Origin of the sequence: Leeia aquatica, assembly GCF_012641365.1 — a bacterium.
GTDB lineage: Bacteria > Pseudomonadota > Gammaproteobacteria > Burkholderiales > Leeiaceae > Leeia > Leeia aquatica.
This window is the reverse complement of the sequence record NZ_JABAIM010000002.1, coordinates 657,932-681,856: the sequence shown is the minus strand read 5'-3', so window position 1 is coordinate 681,856 and position 23,925 is coordinate 657,932. Positions and strand designations below refer to the sequence as shown.

Annotated in this window: 13 protein-coding genes; 11 read left to right on the top strand and 2 right to left on the bottom strand. The window is 62.3% G+C overall.

What is annotated here, in order from left to right:
- Positions 1 to 19 precede the first annotated feature (19 nt).
- Complete coding sequence (locus HF682_RS12275) at positions 20 to 571, top strand: RNA 2'-phosphotransferase (protein WP_168877560.1); 552 nt, start codon at positions 20 to 22, stop codon at positions 569 to 571.
- 153 nt (positions 572 to 724) lie between these two features.
- Here HF682_RS12275 and HF682_RS12270 read toward each other — a convergent pair whose 3' ends face one another.
- Positions 725 to 1,234, bottom strand: coding sequence for a C40 family peptidase (locus tag HF682_RS12270; protein WP_168877559.1), 510 nt, complete (start codon positions 1,232 to 1,234; stop codon positions 725 to 727).
- Positions 1,235 to 1,360: 126 nt separating this feature from the next.
- Between HF682_RS12270 and HF682_RS12265 the strand changes: the two genes are divergently transcribed.
- Complete coding sequence (locus HF682_RS12265) at positions 1,361 to 2,083, top strand: substrate-binding periplasmic protein (RefSeq protein WP_168877558.1); 723 nt, start codon at positions 1,361 to 1,363, stop codon at positions 2,081 to 2,083.
- A gap of 9 nt (positions 2,084 to 2,092) precedes the next feature.
- On the opposite strand, the gene HF682_RS12260 is transcribed toward HF682_RS12265, so the two are convergent.
- Entirely contained in the window at positions 2,093 to 2,977 is an 885-nt protein-coding gene (locus tag HF682_RS12260; protein WP_168877557.1) for a helix-turn-helix transcriptional regulator, read from the bottom strand.
- Positions 2,978 to 3,280: 303 nt separating this feature from the next.
- On the opposite strand from HF682_RS12260, the gene HF682_RS12255 reads away from it, so the two are divergent.
- Genes HF682_RS12255 through HF682_RS12215 form a run of 9 tightly spaced genes read left to right on the top strand, consistent with a single transcriptional unit; the run spans position 3,281 to position 23,850 of the window.
- Positions 3,281 to 5,278: a TonB-dependent receptor gene (locus HF682_RS12255; protein ID WP_205882045.1), complete on the top strand. Its 1,998-nt coding sequence runs from the start codon at positions 3,281 to 3,283 to the stop codon at positions 5,276 to 5,278.
- 8 nt (positions 5,279 to 5,286) lie between these two features.
- A complete protein-coding gene (locus tag HF682_RS12250; protein WP_168877556.1) occupies positions 5,287 to 7,056 on the top strand; it encodes an ABC transporter ATP-binding protein in 1,770 nt (589 codons plus the stop codon).
- Positions 7,053 to 8,789 carry an ABC transporter ATP-binding protein gene (locus HF682_RS12245; protein WP_168877555.1) on the top strand — a complete coding sequence of 579 codons (1,737 nt, stop codon included), beginning with the start codon at positions 7,053 to 7,055 and terminating at the stop codon, positions 8,787 to 8,789. Before HF682_RS12250 ends, HF682_RS12245 begins: the two co-directional genes overlap by 4 nt.
- On the top strand, positions 8,786 to 10,132 hold the full coding sequence (locus tag HF682_RS12240) for an MATE family efflux transporter (RefSeq protein WP_168877554.1): 1,347 nt from the start codon (positions 8,786 to 8,788) through the stop codon (positions 10,130 to 10,132). Before HF682_RS12245 ends, HF682_RS12240 begins: the two co-directional genes overlap by 4 nt.
- Positions 10,133 to 10,174: 42 nt before the next feature.
- The gene (locus HF682_RS12235; RefSeq protein WP_168877553.1) at positions 10,175 to 12,196 is read left to right on the top strand and encodes an AMP-binding protein; all 2,022 of its coding nucleotides are present in this window, start codon (positions 10,175 to 10,177) and stop codon (positions 12,194 to 12,196) included.
- Positions 12,197 to 12,214: 18 nt separating this feature from the next.
- Positions 12,215 to 15,187, top strand: coding sequence for a type I polyketide synthase (locus HF682_RS12230; protein WP_168877552.1), 2,973 nt, complete (start codon positions 12,215 to 12,217; stop codon positions 15,185 to 15,187).
- Positions 15,184 to 21,579 carry a non-ribosomal peptide synthetase gene (locus HF682_RS12225; RefSeq protein WP_168877551.1) on the top strand — a complete coding sequence of 2,132 codons (6,396 nt, stop codon included), beginning with the start codon at positions 15,184 to 15,186 and terminating at the stop codon, positions 21,577 to 21,579. The genes HF682_RS12230 and HF682_RS12225 overlap by 4 nt, the downstream gene beginning before the upstream one ends.
- Complete coding sequence (locus tag HF682_RS12220; protein WP_168877550.1) at positions 21,576 to 23,102, top strand: pyridoxal phosphate-dependent decarboxylase family protein; 1,527 nt, start codon at positions 21,576 to 21,578, stop codon at positions 23,100 to 23,102. Before HF682_RS12225 ends, HF682_RS12220 begins: the two co-directional genes overlap by 4 nt.
- Positions 23,083 to 23,850 carry a thioesterase II family protein gene (locus HF682_RS12215; protein ID WP_168877549.1) on the top strand — a complete coding sequence of 256 codons (768 nt, stop codon included), beginning with the start codon at positions 23,083 to 23,085 and terminating at the stop codon, positions 23,848 to 23,850. The genes HF682_RS12220 and HF682_RS12215 overlap by 20 nt, the downstream gene beginning before the upstream one ends.
- Positions 23,851 to 23,925 lie beyond the last annotated feature (75 nt).

Genomic DNA, 23,925 nt, shown 5'->3' with positions numbered 1-23,925 from the left:
AAGAAAGCGAACAAGAACAATGAATGAAGCACGCAAAACCCGTATCAGTAAAACCCTGTCCCGCATCCTGCGCCATGCGCCAGAATCCGTGGGCCTGACGCTGGATGCCCAGGGCTGGGTCGAGGTCCGCATCCTGCTGGCCGCACTGGCCCGGCATGGCATGCCTTGCGCACCGGAGGAACTGGCCGTTGTGGTGCGCGACAATAACAAGCAACGCTTTGCCTTCTCCGAGGATGGGCTGCGGATACGCGCCAACCAGGGGCACTCCGTGACGGGAGTGGACTTGCAACTGGCCGCGCAGCAACCGCCCGAGTTTCTGTACCATGGCACGGCGCACAGCCATCTGGACGCGATTCGCCGCGAAGGCTTGAAGCCGGGCAGCCGGCACCATGTTCACCTGTCCTTGCAGAAAGAGACGGCGATTCAGGTCGGCGGCCGGCATGGCCGTCCGGTGGTGCTGGTGGTGCGCAGTGGTGACCTGCACCGGGCCGGGCAGGTGTTCCATTGCTCGGAAAACGGGGTGTGGTTGACCGGGCCGGTACCGGTAGACTATCTGGCCTTCCCCGACTAAGAACCTGTTTATAGTCTGCTGCACGACGGCGATGCGGCGTTGAAAACAACATCGGAATGCTCATTTACACCCAGTAAACTGCGCTTCCTCAGTCGTTTTCGCCTTGTCTCACCCTCGCTCGCGAGAGCATGAACAGGCTCTAAGGGGCCTCGGCTACTGAAACAGGGTACGTCCGCCTTCAAAGCGGCTGGCGTAATAGCGGTTACTCAGCAGGTCGATGCGTACCAGCTTGCCACTGCTGGGGGCATGAATGAATTTGTCCTCGCCCAGATACACCCCCATATGCGAGAACGGCCGCCCCAGGGTGTTGAAAAACACCAGGTCCCCAGCCTGCAGGGCACTGCGTTCCAGCGGGCGCGCCAGTGATGCAATCGCCGCAGCATTGTGTGGCAGCAGCACGCCCGTAGCCTTGGCAAAGATATGGCTGACCAGCCCGCTGCAATCCAGCCCACCCTCGGGTGAGCTACCCCCGTAGCGATACTCGGTATTCAGCAGACCCAAGGCATAGAGGGTAACTTCTTCACGGTGGCTTGATGCCACTTCCACACGCTTGCCAACCGGCACGGGCTTGCTGCTGCTGGTGGCAGGCGGGGTACGACTCGGGCAGCCCGCCAGCAGCAGGGCTGCAAGGGCAATGCTTGCCATCTTGGAATAGCATTTCATGCTGGATAGCCTGTTACATACCATGCTGACTGCATGGTACGACGAACGGTTGCAACTGGCTAGCCGGATGCTGGAAACGTGGGCTTGCCCGGTTATACTGAAGGAATCAAGCAGGAGGCGTGCAGGATGTCCAGGTGGTGGCGAGGGTTGTATCTGCTGGGGGTGATGCTGGCGCTGCCTGCTTTGGCGGACGAGCGTCCCTTGCGGGTGACCATCAATGATGTTGAACCCTATACCATTCATCAAGCCGATGGCTCACGTGGTGGCATGCATATGGACATCCTCAATGCCTTGATCCGCACCAGTGGCATCAGCATGGAGTCAACCTCGGTGGTGTATGTCCGTATTGCCGCCGCCTTGAAGGATGGCAGTGCCGATCTGGTGGTGGGGGTGGAGGGGCCAGAGCTGGATGCGCTGGCGGATCGGGTGCTGCCTTTCCATACCTTTCGCTCCGTGGTGATTCCACGTGCTGGCTTGGGCATTGACCGTATCGAGTCTTTGCGCGGGCGCCACCTGGGCATGGCACGGGGTGCCTTCTACGATGAACGGATCAATAACGACGACAGCATCATCAAGGACGCGATTGCCGACCCATTCCAGGGGGTGCGCATGCTGTCCTTTGGGCGACTGGATGCGGTGATTTCGTCCGATTACCTGCTGCACTATGCACTGCGGCAGTCTGGACTGGATCGTAAGCAGTTTGATCCGATTTTTACAATCAATGAGCGTCGTTATGCCATGTACGCCCGCAAGGGGCTCGACCCGGTGCTCATCCGGCAATTGCAGCACGCCATGGCCTTGCTGCAGCGCAAGGGCGAACTGGAGCGTATTCTGGCGCGCTACCAGTAAGCCAGAGGCTTACTGCATGCTGATGATGCCCTGATCCTGCCTGCGCTGCTGACTTGGGGAGTTGCCATGCTGCCGCTTGAACGCGGTGGAAAAATTGGCCGGGGTATCGTAGCCGTACTTCAGTGCGGTGGCGGTTACCGATGCGCCATGGCGCAATTCCTCACGTGCTTCATCCAGTTGCCGCTTGCGGATATAGCTCATCACTGGCAAACCATAGCGTCGCTTGAAGTCCTTGCGCAGGGCCGAGATACTGATCCCCGCCTCGCGTGCCAGCTCCTCCAGGCTGGGCGGATTGTGTAGCCGGGTGTTGATGATCTCATGCGCCTTTTCCAGCCGTCGCTCACCGTGGCTTAGCGCGCTGGTCCGGCGTGTCCCGCTCAGGGTTTCAATCAGGTTGAACAGCAAATCGTGCGCCCTGGCTTCCAAGTATAGGTCGGCCAGCTTGCCATGATAGGGGTTGTGCAACAGCTGAGTAATGTGTTGCTCAACCTGGCACGGCGTATCCGCACAGCGCATGCGGCCTTCTTCCAGAATATGCAGAAGGATGGCGAGGCTGGGGTCTTGCTGGCCATGAAAGCGTAACCAGTCTGCAGGCAGGAAGAAGCCTGCGCCAGCGATACGGGTACCCGCCTGGTAGCGACTTTCCAGAACATTGCCCTGCTGCACCGGCAAGGCCCAGCAGAAGTTGGGTGGAATGGCATGTACTTGTTCAGTCTCGCCCAGCAGCACGGATTCTGCGGTTCCATACAGTGTTAGCCCGACCACCAGGCCAGGGGCAGGGCTCACCGACTGTAGTCGGCAAGGCGCATCAATGCGAAGCTCGCTGCTGACCAGATGTACCCCTTCAGCAGATTGCCACTGGAATTGACGTTCGACGTGCAGAGAAGCTTCCATGGTACATATCATTAATTAATAATGAATATCATTATATTTGCGATGTGATCACTTCACAAAACTTTTCTGTGCACCGCGCAAAAACAGAGCTCATCACCTCTCTATATAATGAGAATTGTTTCTATTTGTGAAAAAACAATAGCGCTTACTCCTGCCAATGGCGGCAAGACAGGGCGACAACTGAATCTGGGGGTAACGGTGCGGTACAAGCAGGGTTTGCGTTTGCGGGTTGGGGTGGTCGCCGTCTTGTCGGTGTACTCCGGGATGACATGGGCGGATGCGGCAACGCCAGCGCCGACGACCATGAAGCCGATTAAAGTGACGGCACAAAAGGTGGAGCAAGCGCTGCAGGATGTACCCGCCACAGTGGAAGTGGTGAGTGGCGAGCAGATTGAGCTGCGTCAGATCGACAGCCTGGAGCAACTGGGCAAGCAGCTCAACGGTGTCTCCATCGGCAGCTATACCGGTAGCCAGCCCCGCATCTTCATCCGCGGCATCGGCGACCTGACCGATCTGAAGAACAAGCGTGTCGCGGTTTATGTGGACGGTGTGCCTCAGCTCGACGCTGCCATGCAGGATGTGCTGCTGGGGGGCGGTGTGGGGCGGGTAGAGGTGCTGAAAGGGCCGCAAGGCACCCTGTATGGGCGCAATGCGTTAGCGGGGGTCATCAACATTGTCACCAAGCGGCCGGACGACCATGCCATCAGTGTCAGCGCAGGGTGGGGGCAGCGTCACGCCAAACGCCTGACCTTCAATGCACAGAGCGGCGTATTTGATGACCGTCTGCGCTTCGGTCTGGATGCCGGAGTGATGGAAGGCGATGGCGTACTGAAGAACGTGGCCAATGGCTCGCAAGGCAAGCTGGATGCTTATGAGCGCCGCAATATGGGGTTCAAGCTGGAGGCTGATGCCTCGGTTGATACCCAGTTGCGTCTGACCGCGCGCCACTTCAATGACCGGACGCCGGCTTATACGCAAACCGTAATTGACCCACAGTCATTGCGGCCTATCAAAGTACGGAGTTTTGCGCAGGCAGGTGATCTGAACTTTTATGAGGTAGAGCGGAATCTAGAGGGGGGAACTCGCACCCGTGGTCGTGCACTGACTTTCCAGATCAGCCATGACTTTGGTGGCGTCAAACTCAACGCCACCACCGCCTGGCAGCGCAGCAAGCAGGAGATGCGCACCGATGCGGACTACTCGGCAGACCCCGTTTTCTTCTATAACTTTGACCCGTACACCAACGATCATCGCCAGCTGAGCCAGGAAGTGCAGCTGGTGGGCAAACACGACAAGCTGGATTGGCAGGCCGGGCTGTATGCCTACCGCGATCAGACGCTCAACACCAACCGCTTTGGCAACAGCCTTGGCACGCAGTATCAGGATACCCGTTACCAGACCTCTGGCTGGGCCGGTTTCGGACAGCTGGATTACCGACTGGCTCCGCAATGGACGCTGGTAGCAGGTGTGCGCTACCAAAAGGATCGCCAGCGTTTCACCGATGTCTACAAAAACAAACCGGAGATCAGTCAGCAAGATACCTCGACCACCTACAAGCTGGCGGCCAACTATGAGTGGCGCCCGGATAATGTGGTGTTCCTCAATGTGGCAACCGGCTACACCCCGGGGGGGGTGAATACCAGCCCGCAGATGGTCAACAGTAGCCCGACCGGCCCTTACCTGACCTATGGTCATGAAACCAGTCGTAGTGTCGAACTCGGCATGAAAGGTGTGCTGCAAGACCCGGCGCTGAGCTATGCCGTGTCCCTGTACCAGACCCGGATTCATGATCAGCAATTGATGGTGTTGCCGGATACGCAAATCAAGAATGTGGGGCGTACCCGCTACCATGGTCTGGAACTGGAGCTGGGCTATCAGTTTGCCCGCAATTGGAGTTTGAGTGCCGGTTATGCGCTGAACCGGAGCAAGGTCCAAGAGAGTTATGAGTCAGCTGCGATCGGCAAATCCGTACCGCTGGCGCCGCTGTATACCGCAAAGCTGGGTTTGCAGTATCAGGGGCAGGTGGCCAAGGGCACCCGATTGACGGCACGACTGGACTGGAACCGTACCGGACGTTTCTATGCCAACTCAGCCAACAGTTATGGGCAGCGCAGTTACGATCTGGTGGATATGAGTGCTCGTCTGGACTTCAAGCAGTGGTGGCTGAAATTGAACGTCAATAATCTGTTCAACAAGCGCTACTACCAGATGGTTGCGCCCCATCCGTTTATTGCCAGCATGGGGCAGGCCATCTACGGCCAGCCGCGTAGCGTGATGCTGACGGCCGGGGCGTCGTTCTGAGGATGACCATGTCACCGAATGCGCCACTGGACTTTGCCAGCCTGCCCCGTCAAGGGGGATTGAAGCCCAGCCTTGCTGTGCTGCAACCCTGGCGGCGCACCCTCTGGGGGGTGTGCGCGGCGGTGGCGGTGGCCGGGATGTTGAGCCTCACCCCCTATCTGGCCGCCTGGTGGCAGGGGCAGGCGCTATTGGCAGGCGGACAGGGGGTGTCGATCACAGCCGTGCTGTCTGGCCTGCTGGTGGCGTGGCTGGGGCGGCACACGCTGCTGTACTGGGCGCGTGCGGCCTCGCACCGCATGGCGTTTGCCGTCATTGAGCAATTACGCCAGGCGCTGTTGCACAAGCTGCAGCGGGTGCCATTGGTCTGGTTTGATCGGCAGCATCCCGCGGAGCTGACGCATCTGCTCGGGCAACAGGTGGATGAGCTGGAGGACGGGCTGGCGCATCTGCTGCCCGATCTGGTCAGCGCGACCCTGATTCCCCTGCTGACGTTGGTGGTGCTGGTCGGGGTGGATTGGCGTCTGGCCTTGGCGTGCTTTCTGCCTTATGTACTGGCGGTCTTGGCTTCTGCCCGCTCGATGGTGACAGGGCAGGCAGCCATGCAAGCGATGATGACCGCTTGGGGTGGGGTGTTGCAGCAGTTGTCGGTATTCGTCAAAGGCCAGCCTTTGTTGCGGGCCTATGGACAAGGGCATCACCGCCACCATGCCATTGCACAGGCACTGCAACAGCATCAGTCACTGGCGGAAGCCAGTGTCCAGCGGACCTTGTGGCTGGCCGTGCTGTTCATGATTCTGGGTACCAGTTCGCTGTCCGCAGTGTTGCTGCTGGGGATGGGGGTGCTGCCCGCGCACAGTATCACGCCTTCCGCCTTGCTGTTTGCCATCGTGGTGTCCATTGGGCTGGGTTCGCTGTACGGCGATGTGTTCAGCCTGTTTCTGCGGCTGGGCAAGCTGGGAGGTGTGTGGCGGCGTATGTTTGCCGTGCTCGATGCACCGGAGCTGGCGGTGATGCCTGCCCAGCCGGTCGCAGCAGAGCGAGGCTATGTGCTGTCCGCTGTGAACTATGTCCGGTCGGGGCGGCAGGTGTTGCATGAGGTTTCGCTGACCCTTCCAGAAGGTCGTTCGCTGGCGCTGGTCGGCCCCAGTGGTGCGGGCAAATCGACACTGGCCAAATTGCTGATGCGGCAAGATGACCCTGCCAGCGGCAGCATCCGGCTGCACGGGCTGCCACTGACGGCTTGGTCTGAGGACCTGCTGCGGCAGCAGCTGGCCTACGTCAGCCAGCAGGTGGAGTTGTTTGCCATGAGTGTGGCGGACAACATCCGCCTTGGGCGACCGGATGCACGCGATGCGGAAGTAGAAGCCGTGGCACAAGCCATGCTGTGCCATGACTTCATCACCGCCTTGCCACACGGCTACCAGACCCGGCTGGAGCAGGGGGGGCGTAACCTGTCCGGGGGGCAACGTCAACGTCTGGCTTTGGCGCGCGCCATGCTGTGTGATGCGCCCATCGTGATTCTGGACGAGGCACTGGCGTTCAGCGATATCGAGAATGAAGCCCTGATCCAGCAGGCCATGTCCACGCTGGTACGGGGGCGAACCTTGGTGGTGATTGCACATCGCCTGCACACCATCCAGCACTGCGACCAGATTGTGGTGCTGGAGGCGGGGCGGGTGGTGGAAACCGGTCGCCATGCAGCGCTGATGGCTGCTCAGGGGCGCTATGCGGCGCTATGGCAGGCCTTGCATGACGTACCCGAGGAGGCCCTGGCATGAGTCGCTTGTTCTGGAGTCTGCTGCAGGCCCAAGGGCAACGGCCCGCGTTCTGGCGTTTGCAGGGCTTGTCGGTGCTGGATGTACTGCTGCAGGCGGTGCTCCCGCTGGCGGCGGTCAATGTGATGCTGTCGCTGCTGCCGGGGGCTTCGGCACAGGCGGTGCCGTACTGGCTGGTGGCGGCGGCGTTGAGCCCTTTGCTGAGGCTGCTGATCCAGCATCGGGCACGCATGCTGGGCACCCGCACCGTATTCTCAGCCTTTGGCTTGCTGCGCCAGCAACTGGTGGAGCGCGTGTTGCGTGCGCCGCTGTGGCAGGTACGTCGCTGGACGGATAGCGAACTGATCGAACGGGTGGGGAATGATGTTCGCCTGTTGCAGGAAGGCGTGTTCATCGTGCTGGTCCGGCTACAGTCACTGCTGATGCTGTCGCTGCTGCTGTTGCTGGCGATGCTGTATTACAACCCGCTGCCTGCGACGATGTTCCTGCTGCTGCTGGCGGGGTGTGGGGTATTGGCGAAGCGCCTGATGTACACCCTGCAGGGGCGCATTGCCACACTCGCTACCCTGCAGGACCGGATGATGACGGCTCTGTCGTCGGTGATCGACGGCATTCGTACCCTGCGACAGCACGGCGCATTCCATCATCCCCAGCTGCGGCTGCAAGACAGTCTGCAGACGCGGCAACGTGGCATGCTGCAATCGGTGAGGGTGTTCTCGCTGCGTGATCTGTTGCTCAATGGGGTGCTGGAGCTGGTCTTGCTTGTGTTACTGGCTCTGCTGGCGGTGAACCCCCTGAGCTGGTCGCCGGTGCAGCTGTTGCCTTTGCTGATCCTGTCGCCCTTGGTGTATTTCAACCTGAGTGCGGCCTGGCAGGAGTGGGGGCTGCTCAAGTGGAGCCTGATGGCTTGGGACCGTTTGCAAGGGCTGCACCAGTTACCCCCTCAAGTCGATATACCAATCCCCTTGCCCCCGCATGCCGAGGCAAATGTGCAGGCGGATGCGCTGCAATTCAGCTATGGGCGGCATGCGGTACTGGATGGTTTTTCGGCAGCCTTCCCGGCGGGGAGCCATACCGTGGTGGTGGGGCGCAACGGTGCCGGTAAATCCACCCTGCTGGCGCTGCTGGTTCGCTTCTATGACGCCGATGCTGGCCAGCTGAGTGTGGATGGTCACGCGATACAACCTCATTCACTGGCGAGCTGGCGGCAACAGGTCAGCGTGGTGCTGCAGCAGGATGTGCTGTTGCCGGGTACTGTGCGTGAGAACCTGCTGCTGGGTGCAGCGGATGCCGATGATGATCGACTTTGGGCGGCATTGCGGGTGGTGTGTTGCGATCAGGTGATCGCAGCATGGCCAGAGGGACTGGACACGCCAGTGGGGCAGGGTGGGGTTGCCCTGTCTGGCGGTGAGCAACAGCGGCTGGCAATCGCCCGTGCCTGGCTGAAAGACGCGCCCGTGGTCTTGCTGGATGAAATCACCTCGGGGCTGGACAGTGAAAACGCGTTGCAGGTGCAGAAGGCGATTCAGGCGTTGTCTCGCCAGCGTACCGTGATTCAGATTACCCATGCCTTGCAGCATGCTGTCGAGGCCGATCAGGTCATCGTGATGGATGCGGGCCGTGTGTGTGAACGGGGTACGCATCAAGCCCTGCTGCAGCAAGGGGGGCAGTATGCCCGCTGGTGGCGTCAATACCGGCAGGGATGTGAATGGCAGTTGCAGGAGGTTTCCGAATGAAACAGGCCGTTCACGACCTGAATCAGGGGCCGGTTGTCCGTCAATTGCTGCAGCAGATCCTGCCCTTGACCCTGGGACTGCTGTTGATGCTGCTGTTTGGTGTGGCTGATGCCTGGTTTGCCGGGCGGCTGGGCGCAGAAGCCCAGGCGGCACTGGCCACCGGCAGTACGGTGTTTTATCTGCTGGTGGCGCTGGCGTATGGTTACAGCCAGTCTACAGCGGTTTTTCTGGGGCAGGCACACGCCGCCGGTCAGGTGGCGCAACTCCGCCCGCAACTGGTTCAAGCCTTGCTGGGGGCACTGTCAGTTGGATGCGTGTTGGGCGCGCTGGCGGCCATAGGGCTGGAGGGCTTGCTGCAGTTGCTGGGAGGTGGCGGGGGGATGGCGCACCGCTACCTGAAGACCTTGTTGCCCGCGGTACCCTTGTTCTACCTGCTGATGGTGCTGTACGGTGCGTTTAACGGGCTGGGTCTGGCAGTGCTGTTCAGCCGGATCATGCTGGCCAGCTTTGGTCTGGGGCTGCTGTGCAATGCCTGGCTGTTTCTCTGGAGTGGCTGGGCACCCGGTCTGGTCGGGTTGGCGTGGACCACCTTGCTGGTACAGTCCGTAGCGTTGCTGTGGGGAGGCTATCTGCTTTGGCGACGCCTCCCTCCGTCAGGTGTGGGGATGTGGCAGTTACAGCCTGCGCTACTGGGCCCTTGGTTCAAGCTGGGCACACTGGCGGGCTTGACCTTTCTCTTTATTGCTGGCGGCACCTACGTCTTGTTTGTCTTCATCCAGCCATGGGGTGCTGTTGCACAAGCGAGCGCGCTGCTGGTATTGCGTCTGGAGCAGCTGTGGTCCATGCCGGTGATTGCCCTGGGGTATGCGGTGCTGGGCATGGTGGCCCAAGCGCAGGGGGCGGGCTTGCCGGAGCGGGTGCGCGAGGTCTGGCGCAGTGGTTTGTGGATCGGCATGCCGCTGTCTCTGCTGTTTGCAGCGGCACTCTATGGTTTGGCACCCGCCCTGTGTGCCGGGTTTACGACAGAGCCGGCGGTGTTGGCGCAGGCGATCCAGGGTGTGCGCATCATGTGCTGGTGTGCGCTCGGCTATGTGCTGATGCTGGTCAGTGGGCAAGCCCTGCAAGGTCTGCAGCGACCCCTTTGTAATTTTCTCGGCGGGTTGTCACGTCATCTGTTGCTGCAGCCGCTGCTGTTCTGGTGGGCCACGCAACACGTGGCGTCTTCGACATCACTCTGGTGGAGCATCTTGCTGGCCGCTTTACTGGTTGGGGCTTGCATGGTGCTGGTAGCTTGGCGGCAATTACCCGGTAGGGCATCTCGCCAACCTGTCATGGCAACCTGATCCGGAGCGTGGTATCGCTCATTTTTATGACTTTTAATGTAAATGAGTATCATTATGTTTAATGACCTGAATCAGGTTTTACAGCATTGGGCGACAGTACAGCCTGATGCAATAGCCTACCGGGAACTGGATAGTCGGGGCCGTGAGCGAGCGCACATCCGCTGGCATGAACTGCAGCAGCGGGTCCAGACGACGGCGCGCCAGCTGGCAGGGCTGCCTGCGACGCAACACAGCATCCTGCTGCTGTTCCCGGCCGGGATCGACTTTGTGGTGGCTTTTCTCGCCACCTTGCTGGCGGGACGGATCGCAGTACCCACCGCACGCCCCGCTGCCGTGGGTCTCAAGCGTGCGCTGCCCCGCCTGCAGCGGATTGCGGCGGATTGCCAGGCGACAGTGGTCTTGGCTGATCCAGCATTCCTGACCGATGCACGGGCACAGGGTGAACAGGTCTGGCTGGATCTGCAGGCCTACCAGTGGCCCAGCTGGCCTTTGTCCACCGGGGGGGGCACCCTGCCTGATGCCGATCCGGATGCCGTGGCGTACTTGCAGTACAGCTCGGGCTCTACCGGGCAGCCCAAGGGGGTGATGATCAGCCAGCGCAATCTGCTGAACAACCTCCAGCAGCTGGCCCAGCGTTCCGGCCTGCTGCAGCCCGCCGTGACCCTGGAGTGGATGCCACACTTCCATGACTATGGGCTGGTGCATGGACTGATGCTGGCGCTATATACCGGCAGTGAGCACATCATTCTGCCACCGATGGCCTTGTTGCGAGACCCCGGAGTCTGGTTGTCCAGTATCAGCCGCTATCGCGCGGTCAGCAGTGGTGGCCCCAACTTTGCCTACCAGCTTTGCCTCGATCGTATTCCGGAGGCCGAGCTGGCGGCGCTGGAGCTGTCTTGCTGGCGCTGGGCGCATTGCGGTGCTGAGCCGATCAAGGCCCGCACCTTGTCCCGCTTTGAAGCCCGTTTTGTGGCTTGCGGCTTGCAGCCGGGCGTACTGCACGGGGGCTACGGCATGGCCGAGGCCACCCTGTTTGTCAGCAGTGGCTTGCCTGGGCAGCCACGGCTGGACCAGCCAGTGCGGCCGGGGGACCGGGAGGCGGCCACGGTAGCGTGCGGCACGCCCTTCCAGGCAGAGGATGTCTGCATTGTCGACCCGGATACCCGGCTGCCCTCGGCGGCTGGGCAGGTGGGCGAAATCTGGATCTCCACCCGCAACCCATGCGTTGCCCAGGGGTACTGGCAGGACCCCGTGTTGACCCAGGCCATATTCCAGGCGCAGCGGCAGGATGAGGCCGGCTGCTACTTACGCACGGGTGACCTCGGCTACTGGGCGGGCACGCAGCTGGTGATCAGCGGGCGCCTGAAAGACCTGATCATTCATCAAGGGCGCAATCTGGTACCGACCGACATCGAATGGCTGGTACAGCAGGACCGACCTTTGCTGCGGGTGGATGGCGGTGCCGCGTTCAGTGTGGAAAGTGAGCACGGCGAGCGGCTGGTGATGGTGCAGGAGGTTGAAAAGGAGGCAACGGCGGCGACCTTGCTTGCATACGCGCTGGACATTCAGCAGGCGCTGGCCGAAGAGCACGGCATAACCCTGGATGAGCTGCTGTTCACCACCCCCGGCAGCGTGCCGAAAACCTCCAGCGGCAAGATTCAGCGTCGCGAAAGCCGCCTGTTATGGCAGCAGGATGCCTTCCCCGCCCGCTATCGCTTCCGCGCGGAGCAGCTGCAGCCCACCATGACGGACACGCCAGAAGACATCCTGCCCTGGCTGATGGGCCAGTTGGCTGAGCAGCTGCAGCAACCTGTTGCCGGACTGGACCCGGAGCGCAGCCTGTTCGAGCTGGGCATGAGTTCCAGCGGTGTCACGGCGCTGTACGAGCGCGTGTACCGACAGCATCCCGAATGGAAGCTGGACCTGATTGACCTGTTTCAGGCGCCATCGCTCGCGGCCCTGGCGGCACACATTCAGCAACGTTGCACGCAGGCCACTGAGCCTGCACACCCAGCCGGGCGTCAGGCGCATGCAGCACGACGCCGCGAACGGCTGGCTGATTGATCCACTGCGGAGTACACCATGTCCATGCTGACGGACGAGCAGCACCAATTGCTACAGGATCACCCGGATGCCATTGCCGTGATCGGCATGGCCGGACGCTTTCCCGGCGCCGGCCATCTGGCGGCCTTCTGGGACAACCTTAAATCCGGCCGCGAAGGTCGCACTGAGCTGGACCGCGCACAGCTGCAACAGCAGGGGATCGCGGCGGCACTGCAGCCGGACTGGGTAGCGGCCAGCATGTCGCTGGACGATATCGACTGCTTTGATGCCGCCTTCTTTGGCATCAGCGACAAGCAGGCCAGCTGGATGGACCCGCAGATTCGCCTGTTCCTGCAAACCTGCTGGCACGCCATGGAGGATGCCGGCTATGACGTCAGCCGACTGGGCAAGCAGCGGGTCGGGGTGTTTGCGGGTTCCAACCCCAGTGTCTACCTGTGGCAGAACCTGCTCGGCAAGCTGCAGGAACCGGATGTGGCGCAATGGCTGGAAGTCCTCACCTACAACGACAAGGACTACCTGACCACCTGGGTATCGTACAAGCTGGGTCTGCGCGGTCCCAGCATGAACATTCAGACGGCGTGCTCCACCTCATTGGTGGCGGTGGCCACCGCCTGCCAGAGTTTGCTGTCGTGGCAGTGTGACATGGCGCTGGCCGGTGCCTCCGGTCTGATGCTGCCGGATCGTCAGGGCTACCGCTACCAGCCGGGTACCATCCTCTCGCCGGACGGGCATTGCCGCCCCTTTGATGCCGAAGGCGAAGGCACCATCATGGGCAGTGGCGTCGCCTGCGTGGTGCTCAAGCGGCTGGAAGATGCGCTGCAGGAGGGCGATACGATTGATGCCCTGATCCTGTCTGCCGCCATCAATAATGATGCGCAGCGCAAGATGGACTTCATGGCTCCCGGAGTGGACGGTCAGGTGGAGGTGATCCGCATGGCGCACCGGCTGGCCGATGTCAGCCCGGACAGCATCGACTATGTGGAAACTCATGGTACCGGTACCCGGTTGGGTGATCCGATCGAGTTCCGGGCGCTGCAGCTGGCGTTTGGGCAAGGTGGCCAACGTGAGCAGCGTTGCGCGCTCGGTGCCGTGAAAAGCAATGTCGGGCACCTGAATACGGTGGCGGGCATGGCAGGCTTGATCAAGACCGTGCTGTCCCTCAAGCATGAATTGCTGCCACCTACCCTGCATTACCGCCTGCCCAATCCGCAGCTTAAACTGGAAGGCAGCCCCTTCTTCATCAATGACCGTGTACGCCCCTGGCTGAGGACTCGTCGGCCGCGACGGGCCGGGGTCAGCGCCTTTGGTTTCGGTGGCACCAATGCACACCTGGTGGTGCAGGAAGCGCCCTTGCCGGTGCCGGGTACGGTGCCCGGTCCGGCGTTGCTGGTGTTGAGTGCACGCGATAATGAGGCATTGCAGCGTCAACGCCAGCAGCTGGCAGACTGGCTGCAGCAGCCAGATGGGCAGGTGTCGCTGGCAGACCTGTGCCACACCGCGGCGATCGGACGCAAGGTGTGGCCTTATCGTCAGGCCTGGGTGGTGGATGCGCTGGCAGACCTGCCTCGCCTGCTGTCCGCTCAGTCCATGCCTGTTGAGGCGGCCCGCAGTGGCAAGACAGCCTGGGTGTTCAGTGGGCAAGGTGCCCATTACCCAGGTATGGCTTTGGGGCTATACCCGCAGCAGCCGGTATTTCGTGAGGCGGTGGCGCGTTGTGTTGCCGCGCTGCCGGTGGAAGTGACCTTGCCGCTGCAGGCATGGTTCGAAGGCAGCCAGCCGATGGCATTGGCCTTTGACGCGGCCGCACAGCTGCAGCCCGTGCTGTTCACCCTGCAATATGGTTTGGCACAGCTGTGGCTGGCGCAAGGTGCCAAGCCGGGTGTCCTGCTGGGGCATAGTCTGGGGGAGTACGTGGCGGCACATCTGGCTGGTGTGTTGTCACTGGAGGATGCCTTGCGGCTGGTGTGTGAGCGGGGACGGTTGATGGACCGCTTGCCCCGCACCGGCGGCATGCTGGTACTGCGGGCGTCGCTGGCACAGGTAGAAAACCTGCTACGTGATGGTTTCCCGCTGCAGATTGCAGCCCACAATGGACCGGAACAGGTGGTGGTATCCGGTGCGGCGACGGACATTGAGCGCTTGCAACAGGTGGTGCAGACGCTGGGGCTGGATGCGGTACGTCTACCTGTCAGCAGCGCCTTCCACTCCGCATGGCTGGACCCGATTCTGGATGAGTTTGAGACGGTGGCGGCCCGGCTGACCTTCCAGCCGTCCAGGCTGCCCTGGGTGCGCAATCTGGATGGTCGCCTGGCGACCCAGGCACCGGATGCCCGCTACTGGCGCGATCACCTGCGCCAGACCGTCCGCTTTGCCGAATCCCTGCAGCAGTTGCAGACATTAGGCGTGGTGCGCGCGCTCGAGATTGGGCCACGCAGCCAGTTGGCTGGCCTGCTGCGGCAGGCGCTGCCCGATGGTTGCCTGACCTCGCTGGATGAGGGCGAGGCCGCCCCGTATAGCTGGCTGCGGCATGTCGGTGAAGCATTCCGGCTTGACTACCTGACGCACTGGCAACCGGTGGAAGGCGGGCGACGTATCCATATGCCGGGCTATGCTTTTGCCAAAACACGCTACTGGCTCAAGCCGGAGTCGGTGGTCGCTGCCACGCCTGCATCGGTGAGCATGGTGCAGGTGCCCGCTTCCGCTGAGACAGCCCCTGCCGACATACCGCTGGATGAGGCGGACCCGCTGTTCAGCCTGATTGCCGGGTACTGGCAGCAAGCACTGGGCACCCGCAACCTGAGCCGGGACAGTGACTTCTTTTTGCTGGGCGGTAATTCGCTGGCCGCCGTGCAGATCCGCGCCGCACTACAACGTGACCTGGGTCTGGAACTGCCACTGGGGCAAATGATGAATCTGCGGACACTGGGCGACATGCTGCTGGCGGTGGAGCTGCTGCTGGAGCAAGCGGCAGAAGGGGAGGCGCTGGCGTGAGTACCTCGTTGAGCGACAAGGCACGGCGTCTGTTGCAGGGACGGTTACAGCAGCGCCAGCTGCCCGGGGCCGCCGACCACCTGCCCGTGGTTGTGCCTGACATGGCGGCACGTTATCAACCCTTCCCCCTGCTGGACATGCAGCAAGCCTACTGGATTGGTCGGCAAGGGGATGACCAGACCGGAATGCACTATTTCATGGAGCGCAGCGGTCAGGGCCTGGATTTGCCTACACTGCAGCGCGCTTGGGAAACCCTGTTGCAACGACATGACATGCTGCGGGTGGTGATTCGTGACGACCAGCAGCAGGTGTTGCCCTTCCAGACCGGGGTGGGTTTGCCACAATGCGAGGACTGGTCTGGGCAGACTGAAGCTGCGTGGCAGCCAGCGCTGGCGCAGCTGCGTGAGCGCTTGATGCATCGTAAGGCAGACCTTGCGCAGTGGCCGCAACACGAAGTCTGGCTCTGCTTGTTGCCCGAAGGGCGCTTCCACTTGTTGATGAGTCTGGACATCTGGTGCATGGATGGGCAAAGCATCCAGACCCTGCTGGGCGAGTTGGCGCTGGCTTGCCTGTCCCCGGAGGCCCTGCCGCCCGTTCCGGGGCTGGCTTTTCGTGACTATGTACTGGCCTGCAAAGCATTTGAGCGCAGCGCAAAGTATCAGGCTGATCTGGCCTGGTGGCAGGCCCGGCTGCAGGCGCTGCCTGCGGCACCTGCCTTGCCGCTGGTCACGCAGGGAGAGGGAGGGCGCATCCCGGCGCGCTTTGCCCGCTGCGAAACCCGCTTGAGTGAGGCCGACACTCGGCAGTTACGTCAGCTGGTCAGCGAGCAGGGGCTGACCCTGGCCGCCTTGCTGGCCACCTGCTACAGCGAAGTACTGGCCCGCTGGTCCGGTTGCTGGCATTTTGTGCTGAACATGCCCCGCTTCAACCGCATGCCGGTGCACCCGGATATTCATCGGGTACTTGGTGAGTTTGCCAGCTTCAATCTGCTGGAGGTCCGCTTGCAGGGGGAGCACAGCCTGGGCGAGCGCGTCCGGGCCTTGCAACAACAGTTGTGGCAAGACATGGAGCACGATGCCGTCTCCGGCGTGCGTGTGCTGCGGGAGTGGAACCAGCTGTCCGGTGGCTCACAGCCGGCCCCCGCCCCCATTGTGTTTACCTCGCTGCCAGAGCTGGCGATGGGCGCGGACAACATTGGCCGTGAAGTCGCCATTCTGGGCGACGTGGTGCAGAGCCTGTCGCAAACCCCCCAAGTCTGGCTGGATTGTCAGTACTATCAGGAAGCCGGCCAGTTGCGGTTGAACTGGGACTATCTGGCCGAGCGCTTTCCGCAGGGCATGGTGGATGCCATGTTTGACGGTTTTGTCGCACTGGTCCGTCAGCTGGCGGCCGGTGGTGACACGGCTGCCGCATTACTGAATACCTCACCCGTACTGGCTTTGCCGGAGGCGCAACAGGCCCGCCGTGTGGCGTTGAACCAGACCGATCAGGCGTTTCCCTGGCGGCCCTTGGCGCAACGCATGGTGACGAATTGCCAAGCCCAGGCGGCGCGGATGGCCGTCATCACGGAAAACCGTGCCTGGACCTTTGCCGAACTGCAAACCCGCGCGCTGGCGCTGGCGGAGCATTTGCAGCACGTAGACGGGCGCGTGGCGCTGGTGCTGGGCAAAGGGGGCGAGCAACTGGTGGCGGTGATGGCCTGCGTGCTGGCGGGCCGGTCTTATCTGCCGCTGGATGTAGAGCAGCCGCTGGCGCGTCTGAACCATATTCTGGATCGTGCCGGGGTGAGCCTGGTGTTGTGTGATGAGGTGCATGCAGACACCGCGTGGCCGGTGCCTTCACTGAACACCGTAGACTGGCCAATCGCAGGCGAGGTGGTCCCCGCTGCCCTGCCGGGCTGGCAGGCCAGCCCGGATGCGGAAACCTATGTGCTGTTTACCTCGGGATCGACGGGTGAACCCAAGGGGGTGCCGGTACTGCAGCGCGGGGTATGCAATGTGCTGGATGACCAGCAATCGTGGCTGGGGCTGGGGTCGGCGGATCGCATTTTTGCCATCAGTGCCTTGCACCATGATATGTCTGTGCCCGATGTCTACGGTTGCCTGACGCTAGGTGCCAGCCTGTTGATGCCCAGTCAGGCGGCTCGGCGTCACCCGGCTGTCTGGCTGCAGATGATGCAGCAATACCCGGTACAGTACTGGAATTCGGTCCCCGCCTTGCTGCAGATGCTGTTGACCCAGGCCGAGGCTGAGGGGGTACGTCTGGCCGGGCTGACCCGGGTGACCCTGGGCGGTGATTGGGTTGCGGCGGAGCTGGTGCAACAACTCTGGCAGCATTTGCCTGCGCTAACGGTCTACAGTGTGGGGGGGCCGACCGAGATTACGGTATGGAATATCCATCACCGTATTACGGCGCAGGATGTGGCGAGCGGACGCATACCTTATGGTCGCCCGATGGCCAATGCACGTTACCATGTGTTGAACGAACGCGATGAAGCCTGCCCGGACTGGGTGGTGGGGGAGCTGGTCTGCGCCGGTATCGGGTTAAGCCCCGGCTACCTGGACCCAGCCTTGCCTGGATTCGCGCCCATTCGGGGTCTGGAGGACCATGCTTATCGTACTGGCGATCTGGGCCGCGTCTTGCCCTCCGGTGAGATTGAATTCATCGGGCGGCGGGACCAGCAGTTCAAGCTGAATGGCTACCGCATTGAGCCGGGTGAGATCGAGGCGGTATTACAGCGGCACCCGCAAGTCGAGCGTGCCGTCGTGGTCAAGCCGGAAGGGCAAGCCTTCCTGCTGGCCTGGATTGAAGGCACGGTAGCGTTGCACGTGCTGCGTGATTTCGCCGCAAACTGGCTGCCTGCCCCCATGGTACCGCAGCGCTGGCAGTATCGTGAGGATTGGCCGCTGACAGGGAATGGTAAGCTGGACCGGCGTGCGCTGGCTGCCCCTGCGCTACTGCAGACCGAACGGACGAGCGAGGCCTTGCAGGGGGAAATGGAGCACTGGCTGGCGGCGCAATGGGCAGACCTGTTGCGGCGGCCGGTACTGGACCGGCAAACCAATTTCTTTCACGCCGGTGGCGACTCCCTGCTGGCCGTACAACTTGCCGCGCGTATCCGGCAGCGCTGGCAGGTGGTGTTGCCACTGCAGCGGCTGTTTGCCGCTGCGGTGCTGCATGATCTGGCCCACTGGCTGGCGGGTGAGCAGGCGAATGTCGAGCCCACCACTGACATCGCGGAGCGCTTCCCGCCACGTCCTGCACAGGCAGCCCCGCTCAGCTGGTCACAGCGCGGGCTGTGGTTTATCGAGCAACAGCAGCCGGGCACCACCCGCTATGCCTTGCCGCTGATCCTGCTGCTGGATGGCCCGCTGCAACGGGAGGTCTGGCGCGAGGCGGTGGATGCGGTGCTGGCACAGCATGAGCTATTCCGTTGCCGTTACCTGTTGCAGGGTGAGGGGCCGGTCATGCTGCCGGACGGCCCGTCGCCCCGTCTGCAGTTAATCACCCCGCCCGAGGGGGAAGCGGTCGAGGCGGTGTTGTCTCGCCTGCTCAGTCAGGGCTTTGATCTGGCGGCGGGGGAGAGCTTGCGGGTCAGGTTGCTGCAGGTTCACGCCGAGCAACATCTGCTGGTGCTGCACGCCCACCATATTGCGTTTGATGGCTGGTCCTTTGGCGAGGCTCTGCAGCAATTCAGTGCGGCTTATCATCAGCTGCTGAAGGGTGTACCCGTCGCCCCTCAGACCTACCATTACGGTGATTACGCCAGCTGGCAACAGTCCTTGCCGCTGGACGCGGTGGCCCGGACGTTCTGGCAACAGGCGCTGACCGAGCTGCCTGTACTGGAACTGACCACAGACCGGCCCCGCCCGGCGCACCTTCAGGGAACGGCGGGGTGCGCCAACCTGCGCCTGCCCGATGAACTGGTACAGCAGCTGGATCAGCTGGCGCGGCGTACCGACTGCACCCGCTTCATTCTGTTGTTGAGTGTGTTTCAGCTGCTGCTGGGGCGCTACTCCCAGCAAGAGGCGGTGGTGGTGGGCAGCTATGTGGCCGGCCGTGAGCACCCCGCCAGCCAGCATTTGCTCGGCTGCTGCGTCAACAACCTGCCGCTGTGCGCTCGCTGGCAACCGGCGCAGCGTTTTGTGGATTACCTGCAGCAGAACCGGCAGCACATCCTGCAGGCGTTCGAGCACCAGCATTTTCCATTCGAGCAGATGGTGGCGCTGCAAGGGCAGGCTCCAGACCCGGCCCGCCATCCCTTGTATCAGGTCGGGTTTGCCATGCAGCCTGCAGCGGCGTGGCCACAGCTGCAAGGTGGGGTGTCCCTGCAGCAGCTGCGGCCACCGGTGGCGTCTGCCCACATGGACATCGACCTTTATGTGCTGAGTGACGAAACGGGATTGCAGCTGGAGCTGAATTACCTGTCCGAGCTGTTCGACGCCGCCCGCATGCAAAATCTGTTGCAACATTATCAACAGCTGCTGGCATCCGTATGTGCACAGCCAGAGGCCGAACTGTCGCAGCTGGCATACTGGCCTGCCCCGATCTACCCGGCGCAACCTGCCGATCCGGCCATCGACTTGCCGCAGCGCTTGCTGGACAGTTTGCTGCAACATGCAGATCAGGTCTTGCTGCAAGCGGAAGGGCAGGACTGGACTGGGCGACAGCTGCTGGAGATCAGCCAGGCCTGGGCTCGGCAGCTGCAAGGCGAGGGGGTAGCGCCCGGGCAGCGGGTCGGTGTCTATCTGCACCGTTCGGTGCAGCATGTGTGCAGCATGCTGGCGCTGTGCTGGCTGGGCGCGGTGTATGTGCCACTGGACGCGGACTACCCGGACGCCCGCATTCACGACATGCTGGATCTGGCTGAGCCCGTTCGGGTACTGACGGTGCACGCATTGCAGGGGCGTTTGCCCGCACACTGGCAGGCACTGAGCCTGTGCCTGCCGCTGGCGACAACCGATGCGACGGAGCCGTGGCTGCTGCCAGTGGTGCAGCCCCGTGAGGTGATGTATGTCTTGTTCACCTCAGGTTCTACCGGACGCCCCAAAGGCGTGATGGGGACATGGCTGACGGCACAAAGCCGTACCGACTGGTCCAGGACAACTTACCCCATTGCAGGGGGGGCCGGTTGTGCCGTGCGGACCCCGATGAACTTTGTCGATGCCCTGTGGGAAGTACTGGACCCCTTGCTGGCGGGGGGGCGGCTGGTGCTGGTACCAAGCACCTTGCTGATGGACAGTGCGTCCTTGTTACCCTGGCTGGAGCAGCAGGCTGTGCGTCGCATGGTGATCGTGCCGGGGCTGCTGCGGGGCTGGCTGCAGCAGCCACACCATCTGGCAGGCTGGCACAGCCTGCAGCTGTTGCTGAGCAGCGGGGAAGCGCCGCAGCGTGCCGAACTGCAACAGCTGTACCAGCTGCTGCCGGAGGTGCGTTTCGTCAACCTCTATGGCAGCTCGGAAGTGGCTGACGTGACCGTCAGTGAGTGGCCGCGTGGGCCGTCACCTGCCCCGGTCACGCTGGGGAAACCGTTGCCCGGCTGCCAGATCCTGCTGCTGGATCGCTGGCTGCAGGCGGTACCGCCTGGGAACAGCGGCCAGATCCATGTGGCAGGATGGCATCTGCCTGCCGGATATCTGGGCCAGCCGACCCCTGAGCTGTGCTTGCCGGATACAGGCTGGCCCCTGTTCCCGATGGGGGACTGGGGACATCTGGATGGTGCGGGTGATTTGCGGCATGAAGGACGCCGTGACGAGCTGGTGAAGATTCGCGGCAATCGGGTCGAACTGGGGGAGGTGTTGCGCCAGCTGCAGCAGGTCAGCGGTTTGAGTGATGTCTCGGTACAGGCCGTGCCGGACCGGCAAGGTGGTTTGCAGCTGGTGACCTGGCTAGGCGGGATTGAACGGGAGGCCTTGGCTACCTTACGGCAGCAACTGTCGGCACGCTTGCCGGCCTATATGGTGCCGACCCGCTGGCATGCGCTCGCGCAGCTGCCGCGTTTACCCAATGGCAAGCTGGACCGTACACGTTTGCTGACGCTGGAAGCGGAAAGCCCACCGCAATCAAAGACCCCTGTCCATGATGAGGAGCGGGCACTGGCTACGATGCTCGCTGAGGTGATCGGTTTGTCGCCCGATCAACTGGACCTTACCCAAGGCTTCTATGAACTGGGTCTCAATTCGCTGTCGCTGGCGGTATGGCATGCCCGGCTGGAGGCACACTATCCGAAGGCAGGGTTAACGCTCACCGAACTGTTCCAATACAACAACTTGCGCCAGCTGGCGGCACGACTGAGTCCACCGTCCGTTACGGATGTGCGGGATGAGTGCGAGAGCGTGCCTTTGCGACAGCGCCGCGAGCGGCAAAAACGGATGGGGCAGGAGGAAACATGACACACACCTACTGGATGGACTGGTCCGCTGAGCAAGAAGCGGAGTGGGCCCAGGCGATGGATGCCTTGATTGCACGATATCGGTCCGCAACCCCTACGGCACCGCGTGTTGGAGGGCGCGCCCATGTTGGCCCCATGCCGCAGGAGGGTATCAGCCCCGCTGCGTGGCTGGAGCAGGTACAGGCGCATGGGCTGGACCATCTGGCCGCCATGTGGCGCCCGGATTGCTTGGGTCACATGACTTCTCCGCTGCCTGGTTTCATGCCGCAACTGGGGCGGCTGCTGGTGGCCTTGAACCAGAACATGATGAAGAGCGAATCATCTGCCGGCTTGACCCGGCTCGAACGCGAAACCGTGGCCATGCTGCATCAGCGGGTGTTCCAGCGTTCTGCCCGGCTCAGCGAGCCGCAGCACGATCAGGTCGAAGGTGTGATCACGGGGGGCGGAACGCTGGCCAATCTGATGGCCATGTGGTGCGCCCGCAAGCAGGCGTTTCCCGGTGAAGCACCCTGGTGGCAGCAGCTGCAGCAGCAAGGCTATCGCGATGCCGTGATCATCGGCTCGCGGCTGATGCATTACTCGTTTGACAAGGCGTCGGAACTGCTGGCACTGGGTAGCGCGCAGTTGCTCAAGCTGGAGGTGGATGCCCACGGCAGCGTGGATCTGGCACAGCTGGACCAGACGTTGGCAGCATGCCAGCGCGAGCGCCGCAAGGTGATGGCGCTGGTCGGGGTGGCGGGTAGTACCGATTTCTGCAGCTTTGACCCGCTGCATGCCTTGGCTGACCGTGCGCAGCGAGTCGGGGCGCACTTTCACGTCGATGCGGCCTGGGGTGGGCCTTTTCTGTTTGCGCCCACCATGGCGGATCGGCTGTCCGGGATCGAGCGGGCGGATACCGTCACGCTGGATGCCCATAAGCAATTGCTGACACCGCTCGGCTGCGGTGTCTTGCTGTACCGTGAGCCCCAGCGCTCGCGCGACATCATGACCACCGCACCCTATGCGGTGCGGCCAGACTCATGGGATGCGGGCCGTTTTACGCTGGAGGGGTCGCGCCCGGCAAATGTGCTGTACCTGCACGCGGCACTGCACCTGATGGGCGAGCAGGGCTATCGGAGCGTGCTGGAGAAGAGCGTGGCTGATGCTCGCCATCTTGCTGCGCTGATTCAGCAACACCCCCGGCTGGAACTGCTGCTGGAGCCAGTCGGCAATGTGGTGGTCTTCCGCTATCTGCCGTCTTCGCCAGACTGGAAGGACACGGCGGCTATTCATGCCTTCAATGTCCGGCTGCACAAGCGTTTGCGTAACCTGGGTCCTGCGTTTCTGTCCCGCTCCGAGCGCGTGTTGCCAGGGCAGTCTGGGGCGGCATGCACCTTCTTGCGTGCTGTGATCAACAATCCTTTGAGTCAGCCCCAGCATCTGGCACAGCTGCTGGACGATGTGGTGCGCTGCGGTCTGCTGCTGGAGGCGGAAGTGGGTGATGGGCAAACAGCGGGGAGGCGCGATGTCGTTCAGGCTGCATGACACGGTAGCCCGCAAGCCGCATGCAGCACTGACCCTGTATGCCCTGCCGTGCGCGGGCAACAGTGCCGAGATGTACCGCGGCTGGGATGCGATGCTGCCAGACTGGTTGTCCCTGCAAGCGGTAGAGTTGCCGGGGCGAGGCCATCGTTTCAGTGAGCCCTTGCAGGCGGATGCCCGCCAGCTGGCTGCAGACTTGCTGCGCAACATCCGGGCTGCCCAAACAGGGCCGTTTGCCCTGTTTGGGCATAGTATGGGGGCGCTGCTGGCGCTGGAAATGGCACGGCAACTGCCGGCCGCCGAATCGGAGCGCCTGCTGGCGGTGGTGCTGTCCGGACGAGAACCACCGGGCGTGGGTGTTCAGACCCCGCCACGCCGTGCGGCATTGCCGGAGGATGCCTTCCTGGGCGAGATTGCCCGCTATGGGGGCCTGAGCCCGCAATGGCAAACCCTGCCCGAACTCCGCGCGCTGTTCCTGCCAGTGCTGCGCAATGATTTTGCGCTGGTGGATGGCTATGCGTGGGCGCCATTTCAGCTGTCTTGCCCTTTGTTGGCGGTGGGTGGAGATCAGGAGCCAGACTTCCAGCCGGCCATGCTGGCGGGTTGGTCGGCTTACAGCGCGCAGTGGCAGGGCTACCGCTGTTTTCCGGGGCAGCATTTCTACTTTGAGGGCGCGGCAGTCCGGCAGCAGTTGCTGCATTATCTTCGCGAACAACTGGCGCTGCTACTGGCGCCGACATTGGCCTGGTGAGCACATGCAAGACCGGCCTTCATCCTGTATGCTGCGCGCCATAGAGGCCGCAGCCTGACGATTCACACGCAAGGA